Here is an 11,231-nt window from a genome sequence, read left to right on the forward strand (position 1 = left end):
ATCGCCGCCGTCAGCGTCGTCTTGCCGTGGTCGACGTGGCCAATGGTGCCCACGTTGACATGCGGCTTGTTCCGCTCGAATTTCGCCTTAGCCATCGTCGTTATTCCCTCAGCCGGAGGAGCCCTTTTCGCGGCGCTCCCATAGCGGGGCGGCGCGGCCAGCGCAACACTCAGTGAAAGCGCCGCGTCGATGGGCGGTTCCCGACTGACGTTCACTCCGCATTAACGCGCGATCAAGCAACTGCTCCCCCAGGACGGTATCGCGTCGGCGGGCGCGTCGTTGCAACGGAGAGTGGCGCTATGCAGGGCGAGACGGCGGGTGAGCGGGCTTTTCCGAGCCTGGCGGCGATCGACGCCGCCTGCTTCGCGCTCAGGCTCGCCGAGGACGCGCAGGACGCCGCAGCTTTTCGCCTGTTCAGGGTCAACCCGGCGATGGAGCGGCTGGCGGGCGTTTCCGACGCGGCCATGCGCGACCTGCCTCTGGAGGCGCTGCTCGGCGGGGAGGACGCCGGCGCGTTGCTCGCGCTCTGCCGCGCCTGCGTACAGTCGCGCCATGTGCAGCACTGCACCCATGTCGTCAGCCCGCCTGCGGGGCGGATGCTGTGGCGAACGGCGCTGGTGCCGTTCTTCGACAGTCGCGGCATGGTCGAGGGGCTTCTCGGCAGCGCCGCGCTGGTGGCGCCCCCGACGCCGGAGCCGGAGCTGACGCTGCACGGCGACATTCTCTATTACAATGCGCTGGCGCGGATGCCGCTCTCCCAGATGCTGCGCCTGGTGCAGATGCGCCGCATGGACCCCACGCCGATCGACCCGGCCACGGCGCGTGCGCTGGAGATGCTCGAGCGCCTGTGCCTCGCGGCTGAGGAGGCGGTGGTCGCGACCGAGGCCGCCGCCAAGGCCGCGATGCGCGAGGCCCGAGCCGAGCCCGTCTCCGCGGCGATGTGGAACGCGCTCTTCGAAGGCATGCGCGCGCCCTGAGCGGCGCGCCGCCTTGCGGGGCTCGTGGAGCGGGCAGCGGGAATCGAACCCGCAACAAGAGCTTGGAAGGCTCGTGTGATACCTTTTCACCATGCCCGCGCCCCGATCTAGCTAGCGCGCCGGGCGCCACGGCGCAAGCGCGGGCCGCGCCGCGCCTCGGCTCAGCGCAGCAGCAACTCCACGCGCCTGTTGAGCGCCCGGTTTGCGTCGCTGTCGTTGGGCGCGATGGGCGCGAGCCAGCCGGCGCCTTCCGCCTGAAGCCGACCGGGCGCGACGCCTCGGGCGACGAGTTCGGCGCGCACGGCCTCCGCGCGCGCCGCGCCCACGCGCATGTTCACCGCGAGTGGTCCGGCGCCGTCGGTGTGCCCGACCAGCACCGCGCTCCGGCCGCCGAGCAGGGCGAGCGCCTGCGCCGCGCGGTCGAGCGCGGCGGCCGAGGCGGCGTCAGGGGCGGCGCCGCCGCTCTCGAAGGTGACGCCGCGCAGCACCGCGCGCCCCTGGCGCCTGAGCGCGGCCGCGAGGTCGGCTGCGTCGGCGGGCGCCGCGGGAGCGCCGGCATCCTCCATCGGGTCTCGCCCGGCGTTCTGCGACGGTTGGGCCGGTCCGGGCCTGACCTCGGGTCGCGGCGGCGCCTGCGAAGCGGTCTGCGGCGACGGCGCAGCAGCCCCGCCGGCGCGTCCCGACGCCGCGTTGGCGCCGGGCTGCGGGGCGACGGCCTGTCCCGCGGGGGCGGCGGCGGCGTTCTCGACCGTCACCACCTGCACGAAAGCCGCGTCGCCGGCCATGCTGGCGAGGATGCTCGCCAGCGCGTCGCCGCGGCGCAGGGTGATCTGGTGCAGGTCAAGCGCGCTGAGCCGCATTTCGGGCCAGGGCGCAGTCTGAAGCTTCAGCCTGAACGCAAATCCCCCGCAGGACGCGGCGTCGCAGTCGAGCACGGTCTCGAAGCCGTCGGCGAGGTAGGGCGCGGCGAAGGCGCGGGCGGCGGCGCGGCTGGAGGGCGACGCCATGCGCCATGTCGCCCAGGCGACGCCGCCCTCCAGCGCGACGGTCGCGGGCGCGTCGGGGTCGGCGTGGACGGGGGCGACCGGCGCCGCGTAGGCGCCCTGCGCGCGGGCGCTCGACCAGATCGGCTCGGCTTCATCGGGCGGCGCCATCGCGTCGAAGGGCGCGGGGGCCGCGGCGCCGGCCAGCGCGGTCAAGAGCGCGGCGCCGGCGACGCCGAGCGCAGCCCTAGCGCGCCATCGCATGGTATTCCGGGTTCGGCCGCATCGCGACCGCGGAGGCCATCCGGTTGGTCATGTTGAAGAAGGCGGCCACGGACGCGACGTCCCAGATGTCGCGCTCGGACAGGCCGGCTTCGCGCAGGGCGGCTCGGTCGGCCTCCTCGACGCGTGAGCTCGCCTCGGTCATCTTCTCCGCGAAGCCCAGCATGGCGCGCTGGCGGGCGTCGAGCGCGGCCATGCGCCAGTTGAACGCCAGCGCCTCGCCGAGCGCAGGGTCGCCGGAGAGCTGCCGCACCGCGGCGCCATGGGCGACGAGGCAGTAGAAGCAGCGGTTGCGGGCGGAGACGACGACCGCGATCATCTCGCGCTCCAGCTTGCTCAGGCCGCTCTCGCCGAGCATGAGATCATTGTACATCTCCATGAAGGCGCGCAGCTTGGCCGGCGTGTGGGCGTAGGCGCGCAGCACCCAGGGCACGAGGCCCAGTTTCTGGTCGCATTTCGCGAAATAGGCCGCCAGATCCTCGGGAAGGGGGGCGGCCGCCGGCAGGTCGAGGGCGGTGGGGAGCTCGGGCTGGGTCATGTCGCGGCATCCTCCGGCGCTGCGCGATAGTGGTAGCGCGAGACCTCGATCATGCCGAGCCCGCCATAGAGCGCAAGCGCGCCGGCGTTCGCCGCCTCGACGGGGAACGCCAGCGTTGGGGCTCCGTTCTCCGCGGCGAAGGCCGCGCAGGCGGCCACCATCGCGCGCCCCAGCCCGCGCTTGCGGAAGGTCGGCGCGACATGCAGCGCGTGCATGACCGCGACGCCCCGATGCGCGCCCACGAAGGCCGCGGCGGCGATGCGGTCGTCCTCGCGCAGGGTCAGCGTCTCCTTCGGCGCGGGCGCGCGCGCCATCACGGCGCGGCGGGCGGGGCCGATCCCGCCCGCCCCCCACATCTCGTCCAGCGCGGCGAGCGGCGAGCGCACCCGCACCACCATCCGCCTGCCCCAGCCAGGGCCGGCGAGCGCGTCGGAAGACGCCGCCATGAACGGGCAGGGCGAGAGCACGCGATAGCCCAGCGCCGACAGCGCCGCGTCCAGCGCCCCGTCCTTGGGCTCGATCTGGAAAAGCGGCGGCTGGCCCCAGGCGCGCATCGCCGCCTCGGCGGCGGCGACGGCGTCCCGAAGCGCCATGCCGGGCTCGCCGACCGCGCGGACCGAGGAGACGCGCTGGCCGCCGCCGTCGCCCCGCCGCAGCGTCCAGCCGCCGAGCGCCTGCGTCCCCGCGGCCGGCCATGTGGCGTCGAGCGCGTCGAACAGCGCATCCGCGCCTGGCGCGACCCAGCTCACGACGGCGCCCCGGCGTGGACGGCGTGCGCCGCGCGCGCGCCGCTCACCCGCGCGCCTTCAGCAGCCGCGCCTTGTCGCGCGCCCAGTCGCGCGCCTTCTCGGTGTCGCGCTTGTCGGCCATCTTCTTGCCCTTGGCGACGCCGAGCTTCAGCTTCGCCACCCCCTTCTGGTTGAAGTAGAGCTCCAGCGGCACCAGCGTCATGCCCTCGCGCTGCACGCCCTGCGCGAGCCGCGCGAGTTCCCTTTTGTTCACCAGCAGCTTGCGCCGCCTTCTTTCCTCGTGGCCGAAGGTCTTGGCCTGTTTGAAGGGGGCGATGTAGCCGTTGATGAGCCACAGTTCGCCGCCCTCGACGTTGGCGTAGCTCTCGGCGATGTTCGCCCCGCCCTGCCGCAGCGACTTCACCTCGGAGCCTTCGAGCATGATGCCGGCCTCGAGGTCGTCCTCGATGAAGTAGCTGTGCCGGGCCTTGCGGTTTTCGGCGACGACGCGGCGCCCGTCCTTGGTGAGGGCCATCAGCCGTTCAGCAGGCCCGCATGGACCATCGCCGCCCTGATCCGGTCGCGCGCCGGCTGCGTAACGGGGAGCAGCGGCAGGCGCGGGGTCTCGTCGCAGCGGCCCAGCAGCGACAGGCCGAACTTCGCGCCGGCCAGCCCCGGCTCGATGAAGATCGCCTCGTGCAGCGGCATCAACCGGTCCTGCAGCGTCAGCGCCGCGGCGAAGTCGCCCTTCAGCGTCGCCTCCTGGAACTCCGCGCAGAGCCGCGGCGCGACGTTGGAGGTGACGGAGATCGCGCCGACCCCGCCCTGGGCGTTGAAGCCGAGCGCGGTGGCGTCCTCGCCCGAGAGCTGGATGAAGTCGCGCCCGCAGCTGGCGCGCTGCCTGCTGACGCGGGCGATGTCCCCGGTCGCGTCCTTCACCCCGACGATGCGCGGCAGCCTCGCGAGCGCGCCCATCGTCTCGGGGCTCATGTCCACCACCGAGCGGCCGGGGATGTTGTAGATCACGATCGGCAGGCCGCAGGCGTCGTGCAGCGCGGTGTAATGCGCGATGAGCCCGGCCTGCGTCGGCTTGTTGTAGTAGGGCGTCACCACGAGCCCCGCGTCGGCGCCGACCTTCTCGGCGTGCTGCAGGAAGCGGATCGCCTCGACGGTGTTGTTGGAGCCGGCGCCGGCGACGACGGGCACGCGCTTCGCCGCCGTCTCCACCACGATCTCGATGACGCGCTCGTGCTCCTCGTGGGAGAGCGTCGGGCTCTCGCCGGTGGTGCCGACCGGGGCGAGGCCGTGGCTGCCCTCGGCGATCTGCCATTCGACCAGCGCGCGCAGGCCCGCCTCGTCCACGGCGCCGTTCTTCATCGGCGTCACGAGCGCGGTGATCGAGCCCTTCAGCATGCCTTGCCCCCGAGTTTGCGAAGCGCGGACACTAGCGGCAGAGCGCGGACCCGACAAGCGCGCCTGCGGCCGAAGCCTCGGGCGCATCGGGCGGCGCATCGGGCGTTTCGGCGGGTGTCGACGCCGACCTCTCGCCCTTGCGTTGTGGAAGGGGGTGAGAGCTCTGCGCGGCTGTGATAGCGTCTCGCACGAAACACGCCGCCGCCATGAGAGCGCCCCATGTTCGCCCCCATCCTAGCAGCCTTCCTCATTCTTGCGCCGACGCTGGCGCCGGCCCAGAGCGCGCGCGACGCGACGGCGGTGCGCGCCGTTTTCGAGCGCGCGGACGCCGGCGACTTCGACGGCGCCGCGCAGGCCGCGCGCGGCGCCGCCGATCCGGTGGTGGCCGACCTCGCGCTGTGGCGGCTCGGCGTGTCCGGGCAGGCCGGCTATCGCCAGATCGCGGGCCTGCTGGAGCGCCGGCCTGACTGGCCGCGCGGCGACCGGCTGCGCATCGAGGCCGAGCGCGCGATGCCCGCCGGGCTGCCGCCCGCCGAGGTGCGCGCCTTCTTCGCCGGCCGGCCGCCGCTCAGCGGTTCGGGCGCGCTGGCGCTGGCGGACGCGCTGGCGGCTTCCGGCGACCGCGCCGGGGCCGAAGCGGCCCTGGTTCGCGCCTGGACGGAGTACTCGCTGACCCAGGCTGAGCGCGAGGCTTTCGAGAGCCGTCACGGCGCGCTCGCGCGCAGATACGCCGCCGCGCGGCTCGACGCGATGCTCTGGGACGGGGACGCCGATCAGGCGCGTGCGATCCTGCCGCTGGTGGACGACGGCTGGCGCCGCCTCGCCGAGGCGCGGATGCGCCTGCGCGCACGCGCGAACGGCGTCGACGCCGCCATCGAGGCGGTGCCGGCCAACCTCTCCAACGACCCCGGCCTCGCCTATGAGCGCTTCGTCTGGCGCGCGCGCGCCGGGCTCGACGCCGGCGCCGAGCAGCTCATCACCCAGCGCACCGGCTCCGCCGCCGCGCTCGGCCGCCCCGAGGCCTGGGCGGACCGCCGCCTGACGCTGGCGCGCAGCGCCTTCCGCGAGGGTCGCGTCGCCGAGGCCTACCGGCTCGCGAGCCTGCACCACCTGACGACGGGAACGGACTTCGCCGAGCTGGAATGGCTCTCGGGCTGGATCGCGCTGCGCGGCCTGCGCGACCCCGACCGCGCCGCCGGGCATTTCCTGCGCCATTACAACGACGTGACCACCCCGATCAGCCGCGGGCGCGGGGGCTACTGGCTCGGCCGCGCCTACGAGGCGGCGGGCGATGGGAACCGGGCGCGGCTCTGGTACGAGCGCGGCGCCGAACACCCGACCTCGTTCTACGGCCAGCTCGCCGCCGAGCGCGTCGGGCGCGACGTGACGGCGGAGCTCGCCGCTCATGACCGGCAGGACTGGCGCCGCTCGCCCTTCGCCGGCTCCGACACACAGCGCGCCATCGCGCTGCTGCACGCGGCGGGGCGGCGCAACGACGTGCGCTTCTTCTTCATCAGCGCCGCCGAGCACGCGACGCGGGCCGAGGAATACGCGGCGCTCGGCGACTATGCGCTGTCGCTCGACCGGCCAGACGCCGCGATCCGCGTCGCCAAGCGCGCGGCGCGCGACCCGATCGTGCTGATGGACATCTACTATCCCGTCGCCAGCGCCGCGGCCGGAGGCGGGCCGGTGGAGCCCGCCTTCGCGCTGGCGATCGCCCGCACCGAGAGCGAGATGAACGTCGAGGCGATCAGCCCCGCCGGCGCGCGCGGCCTGATGCAGCTCATGCCCGGCACCGCCCAGAAGGTCAGCCGCGACATCGGCTTGGGCTACGATCTGGGCCGGCTGACCACGGACCCGGCCTACAACGCCCGCCTAGGCCAGACCTATCTCGCCGAGATGCTGAGCCGCTTCAACGGCGCCAAGATGCTCGCCGCCGCCGCCTACAACGCCGGGCCCGGCCGGCCGGAGCAGTGGATCGGCCGGTTCGGCGACCCGCGCGGCGCCGCCGACGCCGTGGACTGGATCGAGACGATCCCCTTCAACGAGACCCGAAACTACGTCATGCGCGTGCTGGAGGGGGTTCACGTCTACCGCGCCCGCCTCGGCGCGCCGACCTCCGCCTCCTACCGCGCCGCGCTCACCCGCCCGCAGGGCTGAGCGCGGCCCGCCGCCCGCCTTCGCGCATTCGCGCCGCCCGCCTTCGCGCTGCCCGTCCTCGCGCCTCACTGGCGCTCCCTCTGGAGCCCGAGACCCCGCCATGCCCGTGAAAGCCTGCGTCTTCGACGCCTACGGCACGCTTTTCGACGTCGCCGCGGCGGCCCGCGCCGCCGCCGCCGAGCCCGGGGCCGAGAGGCTCGCCGCCTTGTGGCCGAAGCTCGCCGAGATCTGGCGGCTGAAGCAACTCCAGTACACCTGGCTTCGCGCCGTCACGGGCGATCACGCCGACTTCTGGGCGGTGACGGCGGATGGGCTCGACGTCGCGATGGAAGCCTGCGGTCTCGCCGGCGACGCGGCGCTCAGGGCGCGGCTGCTGGCGCTCTACCGCGAGCTGGAGGCGTATCCGGAGGTCGCGGAGATGCTGGCGGCGCTGAAGGCCGCCGGCCGCACGACCGCGATCCTGTCCAACGGGTCGCCAGAGATGCTGGACGCGGCGGTGGCGAACGCCGGGCTCGCCGACCTCCTCGACGCGGTGATCAGCGTCGAGGAGGTCGGCGTGTTCAAGCCGCACGCCTCGGTCTATGCGCTGGTCGAGCGGCGGCTCGGCGCCAGCCCGGCCGAGACGCTGTTCGTCTCCTCGAACGGATGGGACGCCTGCTGCGGCGCCGCCTTCGGGTTCCGGACGCTCTGGGTGAACCGCGCCGGCGACCCGATGGACCGGCTGCCGGGCCGGCCCGCGCATGTCGCGCGCGACCTCTCCGGCGTGCCCGCGCTGGCGACCGCCCTGTGATCGGCTGGCGCGAGGGCTTCGTGAGGCGCCCAGACGGCGGGCGCCTCTTCCACCGCGACTACAGCGTGGCGACGCCGGGGCGCGTGACGGCGCTGTGCCTGCCGGGGCTGACGCGCAACTGCCGCGACTTCGGCGCGCTTGCCGCCCGGCTGGCGCCGACGCGACGCGTGATCTGCCCCGACATGCGCGGCCGCGGCCGCTCCGACCCCTGCGCGACGGGGGCCTACGCGCTGACCGACGAGGCGTGCGACATCCTCACGCTGGTCGACGCGCTGGGGCTGGAGCGGGTGGTGGTGATCGGAACCTCGCGCGGCGGGCTGCAGGCGATGCTTCTGGCGGCGCAGCGCCCCGGACTCGTCGCCGGCGCGGCGCTGAACGACGTCGGCCCCATGCTGGAGATGGACGGCCTGAAGCGCCTCGTCGCCAGCCTCGCCGCCGCGCCGCGGGAGCACCCAGACTGGGACGCCGCCGAGACCCATGTCCGCGCGGAGTTCGCCGCGATCTATCCGACGCTGGACGCCGCCGGCTGGCGCTCGCTGGCGCGCTGCCTGCACCGCGAGATCGGCGGGCGGCTCGCGCGCGATGCGGACCCGGCGCTGATCGAGGCGACGACGGCCGCTCTGGCGGCGGCCGAAGGCGCACCGCCGCTCGACCTCTGGCCGCTGTTCGACATTCTGACGCAGGCGCCGACGCTGGCGCTGCGCGGCGGGCTGTCGGACATCCTGTCCGCCGGGACGCTGGCCGAGATGGGCGCGCGCGGCGCCACGGTCGTCACGGTGCCCGACCGCGGCCACGCGCCGCTGCTCGACGAGCCCGCGGCGCTGGCGGCCGTCGACGCGCTGCTCGCGCGCGTGGACGCCGCCGCGTGAGGACGGGCGGCGCGAGGCTGGACTGCGCGAGGCTGGACAGCGCGAGGGGGGCGGCATGATCGCGGACGAGGCTGCCCGGGCGTGGACCGCGCCCGACATCGATGCGATCCGCGCCGCGGCGGCGCGGCTGGCGGGCGTCGCGACGCGCACGCCGCTGCTGGAGTCCGACCTGCTCAACGCCCGCGCCGGGCGGCGCGTGCTGGTGAAGGCCGAATGCCTGCAGCGCACCGGCTCGTTCAAGTTCCGCGGCGCCTGGTCGCGGCTCTCCGCGCTCGACCCCGCGGCGCTGGCGCGCGGCGTGATCGCCTTCTCCTCCGGCAACCACGCGCAGGGCGTGGCGCTGGCGGCGCGGCTGCTCGGCTGCCCTTGCGTGGTCGTCATGCCCGCCGACGCGCCGAAGCTCAAGCGGGACAACACCGCCGCCCTCGGCGCGGAGGTCGTGCTCTACGACCGCGCCGGCGGGGAGGACCGCGAGGCCGTCGCGCAGAAGCGCATCGCGGCGGGCGGCCTGACGCTGGTGCGGCCCTACGACGACCCGTTCGTGATGGCGGGGCAGGGAACCTGTGGGCTGGAGATCGCCGAGCAGGCCCGCGCGGCGGGCGTGGCCGAGGCCGACGTGCTGGTGTGCTGCGGCGGCGGCGGGCTGACCTCCGGCGTCGCGCTGGCGCTGGAGGCCGAGGCCCCCGGCCTGCGCGCGCGGCCCGTCGAGCCGGAGGGTTTCGACGACATGGCGCGCTCGCTGGCCGCCGGACGGCCAGAGAGCAACCGCCCCGGCGCGACGTCGATCTGCGACGCCATCGTGACGCCTTGCCCGGGCGAACTGACCTTCCCTGTGATCCGCCGGCTCTGCGGGCCGGGGATCGCGGTGAGCGACGCGGCGGCGCTGGCGGCGATGGCGACCGCCTTCCTGCGCCTGAAGCTGGTGTTGGAGCCGGGCGGCGCGGTGGCGCTGGCCGGGGCGCTGGAGCGGCTCGACGGCGGGAGCGACGCCCCGGTGATCGTTCTCGCCTCCGGCGGCAACGTCGACCCCGGGATGTTCGCGCGGGCGCTGGCGCAGGGAGAGGGCTGATGGACGGACAGGGCGACGACGCTGGCGCGACGATCGAGGATTTCCTGAAACTCGACATCCGCGTGGGCCGGGTGGTGGCGGCCGAGCCGTTCCCGGAGGCGCGCAAGCCCGCGTATCGCCTCCGCATCGATTTCGGCGCGGGCGTCGGCGAGAAGCGCTCCTCGGCGCAGATCACCGAGCGCTACGCGCCGGAGGACCTCGTCGGGCGGCTGGTGATGGCGGTGGTGAACTTCCCGCCGCGCCGGATCGGGCCCTTCGTCTCCGAGGTGCTGACGCTGGGGGTGAGCGACGCGGACGGCGCCGTGATGCTCGTCGCCCCCGACGCCGACGCGCCCCTCGGCGCCAGGCTGCATTGAGGCGGGGCGCGGCGCAGGGGGGCGTCAGGCCCCGAGGGCCCGCGCCGTCTCCGCGTCGAGCGCCACGATCCCGTCCTCGTCGGCCACGATCCAGTCGCCCTCGCGCACCGTGACGCCCGCGACGGTCACGGTCGCGGCCGGACCGCCGGCGAGCCCCTCGCGCAGATAGGCGGGATAGGCCCGCAGCGCCGCCACCCCGACCTTGCGCGGGCGGATCAGCGCGACGTCGCACACCGCGCCGTCGATCACCACGCCGGCCCAGCCGTTCGCCTCCGCCGCCTGCGCCATGCCGTCGCCGAAGACCGCGGCCCTCGCGCCCACGCTCACCACTGCCACCGCGCCGTTCCCCGGCGTCTGCAGCAGCGCCTTGAGCGCCCCGTCCGGCCCGTGCAACGCCACCGGCCGCGCCGGGCCGTGGAACCGCGCCACCCCGGTGAAGAACCGCCAGTCGGCGTCGAGGATGCGCGCCCGGTCGCGATGGGCGTCGACGATGTCGGTGACGGGGGTGGCGAGGGGCATGAGGCTTTTCCCTTAAAGAGGTCTATTGCCGGTATCGCATTGCTTCTCACTTGCAACGTAGAGCAGCTTGGCGTTCTCTCTCTTGTTCATAAATTCGGCCCCAAAACTCAGATGCGCGCGCAGCATCTTCATGAAAGAACTCCCATACAGTATCTGGCTTGCCCGCTAGCCCAAGAGCGCGAACGAGGCAAAATTCAGTATGAGCAAGCATCTCGCCCAAGGCCGAGTATGGCGATCTCGGCACGTGCTTCTCGTGCCACCGGAGTTCGACAGTTCCCGACGGAAGAGCTCCGCAGCTGGCGATGACGCCGACGTGATTTCAAAGGGTTAGTGTCTGCGAGCGGCGATTTCCGCGGATAGCGTGTAGTTACATGCGAAGGCTCGTTACTTACTGGTGAAGATGCAGGGAAGGCGTTATCCTGCATGCCATGTTCACGCGCATCACTGAGAACGGCGGCCGGCGCTACCTCCAGATCATGGAGTCCTTCCGCAACGAGGCCGGCAAGCCCCGTCTGCGGGTCGTCGCCAATCTCGGGCGCGTCGACAC

The 11,231-nt window shown here is 73.8% G+C and carries 13 protein-coding genes and 1 tRNA gene; 6 read left to right on the plus strand and 8 right to left on the minus strand.

Going from position 1 to position 11,231, the window contains the following annotated elements:
• On the minus strand, window positions 1-95 hold a 95-nt coding region (locus tag BLW43_RS21765; RefSeq protein WP_017397055.1), incomplete at its 3' end, for a GTP-binding protein.
• 204 nt (window positions 96-299) lie between these two features.
• Here BLW43_RS21765 and BLW43_RS21770 point away from each other — a divergent pair.
• The gene (locus tag BLW43_RS21770; protein WP_093256823.1) at window positions 300-977 is read left to right on the plus strand and encodes a PAS domain-containing protein; all 678 of its coding nucleotides are present in this window, start codon (window positions 300-302) and stop codon (window positions 975-977) included.
• Between the two features lie 25 nt (window positions 978-1,002).
• Here BLW43_RS21770 and BLW43_RS21775 read toward each other — a convergent pair.
• The 6 genes from BLW43_RS21775 to dapA all read right to left on the minus strand — a co-directional run bounded on the left by BLW43_RS21775 (window position 1,003) and on the right by dapA (window position 4,921).
• Window positions 1,003-1,076, minus strand: a tRNA-Gly gene (locus BLW43_RS21775).
• A 62-nt stretch (window positions 1,077-1,138) separates the two neighbouring features.
• Window positions 1,139-2,224, minus strand: a complete 1,086-nt coding sequence (locus BLW43_RS21780) for an OmpA family protein (RefSeq protein WP_093256826.1) — start codon at window positions 2,222-2,224, stop codon at window positions 1,139-1,141.
• A complete protein-coding gene (locus BLW43_RS21785) occupies window positions 2,208-2,780 on the minus strand; it encodes a peroxidase-related enzyme (protein WP_093256828.1) in 573 nt (190 codons plus the stop codon). The genes BLW43_RS21780 and BLW43_RS21785 overlap by 17 nt, the downstream gene beginning before the upstream one ends.
• Entirely contained in the window at window positions 2,777-3,529 is a 753-nt protein-coding gene (locus tag BLW43_RS21790) for a GNAT family N-acetyltransferase (protein WP_245731167.1), read from the minus strand. The genes BLW43_RS21785 and BLW43_RS21790 overlap by 4 nt, the downstream gene beginning before the upstream one ends.
• A 43-nt stretch (window positions 3,530-3,572) precedes the next feature.
• Window positions 3,573-4,043, minus strand: coding sequence for an SsrA-binding protein SmpB (smpB, locus tag BLW43_RS21795; protein WP_093256831.1), 471 nt, complete (start codon window positions 4,041-4,043; stop codon window positions 3,573-3,575).
• Window positions 4,043-4,921: a 4-hydroxy-tetrahydrodipicolinate synthase gene (gene dapA / locus BLW43_RS21800; RefSeq protein ID WP_093256833.1), complete on the minus strand. Its 879-nt coding sequence runs from the start codon at window positions 4,919-4,921 to the stop codon at window positions 4,043-4,045. Before dapA ends, smpB begins: the two co-directional genes overlap by 1 nt.
• Window positions 4,922-5,140: 219 nt before the next feature.
• Here dapA and BLW43_RS21805 point away from each other — a divergent pair, with 219 nt between their 5' ends.
• The 5 genes from BLW43_RS21805 to BLW43_RS21825 all read left to right on the plus strand — a co-directional run bounded on the left by BLW43_RS21805 (window position 5,141) and on the right by BLW43_RS21825 (window position 10,165).
• Complete coding sequence (locus BLW43_RS21805) at window positions 5,141-7,081, plus strand: lytic transglycosylase domain-containing protein (RefSeq protein ID WP_093256836.1); 1,941 nt, start codon at window positions 5,141-5,143, stop codon at window positions 7,079-7,081.
• Window positions 7,082-7,181: 100 nt separating this feature from the next.
• Window positions 7,182-7,871 (plus strand): haloacid dehalogenase type II, encoded by a 690-nt coding sequence (locus BLW43_RS21810; RefSeq protein ID WP_093256851.1) that lies wholly within the window; start codon window positions 7,182-7,184, stop codon window positions 7,869-7,871.
• A gap of 20 nt (window positions 7,872-7,891) precedes the next feature.
• The gene (locus BLW43_RS21815) at window positions 7,892-8,740 is read left to right on the plus strand and encodes an alpha/beta fold hydrolase (RefSeq protein WP_175479058.1); all 849 of its coding nucleotides are present in this window, start codon (window positions 7,892-7,894) and stop codon (window positions 8,738-8,740) included.
• Between the two features lie 55 nt (window positions 8,741-8,795).
• Window positions 8,796-9,809: a threonine ammonia-lyase gene (locus tag BLW43_RS21820; protein WP_093256841.1), complete on the plus strand. Its 1,014-nt coding sequence runs from the start codon at window positions 8,796-8,798 to the stop codon at window positions 9,807-9,809.
• Entirely contained in the window at window positions 9,809-10,165 is a 357-nt protein-coding gene (locus tag BLW43_RS21825; protein ID WP_093256844.1) for a tRNA-binding protein, read from the plus strand. Before BLW43_RS21820 ends, BLW43_RS21825 begins: the two co-directional genes overlap by 1 nt.
• Before the next feature lie 24 nt (window positions 10,166-10,189).
• Here the strand turns inward: BLW43_RS21825 and BLW43_RS21830 are convergent, their stop codons facing one another.
• Window positions 10,190-10,684 (minus strand): RraA family protein, encoded by a 495-nt coding sequence (locus tag BLW43_RS21830; protein ID WP_093256846.1) that lies wholly within the window; start codon window positions 10,682-10,684, stop codon window positions 10,190-10,192.
• Between the last annotated feature and the right edge of the window lie 547 nt (window positions 10,685-11,231).

It is taken from the genome of Rubrimonas cliftonensis (assembly GCF_900107585.1).
Lineage (GTDB): Bacteria > Pseudomonadota > Alphaproteobacteria > Rhodobacterales > Rhodobacteraceae > Rubrimonas > Rubrimonas cliftonensis.

What these genes read in the sequence shown, in the direction of transcription:
- BLW43_RS21810 (WP_093256851.1), top strand. Translation starts at nt 7,182, where the DNA reads ATGCCCGTGAAAGCCTGCGTCTTCGACGCCTACGGCACGCTTTTCGAC.
- smpB (WP_093256831.1), bottom strand. Translation starts at nt 4,043, where the DNA reads ATGGCCCTCACCAAGGACGGGCGCCGCGTCGTCGCCGAAAACCGCAAG.
- BLW43_RS21830 (WP_093256846.1), bottom strand. Translation starts at nt 10,684, where the DNA reads ATGCCCCTCGCCACCCCCGTCACCGACATCGTCGACGCCCATCGCGAC.
- BLW43_RS21805 (WP_093256836.1), top strand. Translation starts at nt 5,141, where the DNA reads ATGTTCGCCCCCATCCTAGCAGCCTTCCTCATTCTTGCGCCGACGCTG.
- BLW43_RS21825 (WP_093256844.1), top strand. Translation starts at nt 9,809, where the DNA reads ATGGACGGACAGGGCGACGACGCTGGCGCGACGATCGAGGATTTCCTG.
- BLW43_RS21820 (WP_093256841.1), top strand. Translation starts at nt 8,796, where the DNA reads ATGATCGCGGACGAGGCTGCCCGGGCGTGGACCGCGCCCGACATCGAT.
- BLW43_RS21780 (WP_093256826.1), bottom strand. Translation starts at nt 2,224, where the DNA reads ATGCGATGGCGCGCTAGGGCTGCGCTCGGCGTCGCCGGCGCCGCGCTC.
- BLW43_RS21785 (WP_093256828.1), bottom strand. Translation starts at nt 2,780, where the DNA reads ATGACCCAGCCCGAGCTCCCCACCGCCCTCGACCTGCCGGCGGCCGCC.
- dapA (WP_093256833.1), bottom strand. Translation starts at nt 4,921, where the DNA reads ATGCTGAAGGGCTCGATCACCGCGCTCGTGACGCCGATGAAGAACGGC.
- BLW43_RS21770 (WP_093256823.1), top strand. Translation starts at nt 300, where the DNA reads ATGCAGGGCGAGACGGCGGGTGAGCGGGCTTTTCCGAGCCTGGCGGCG.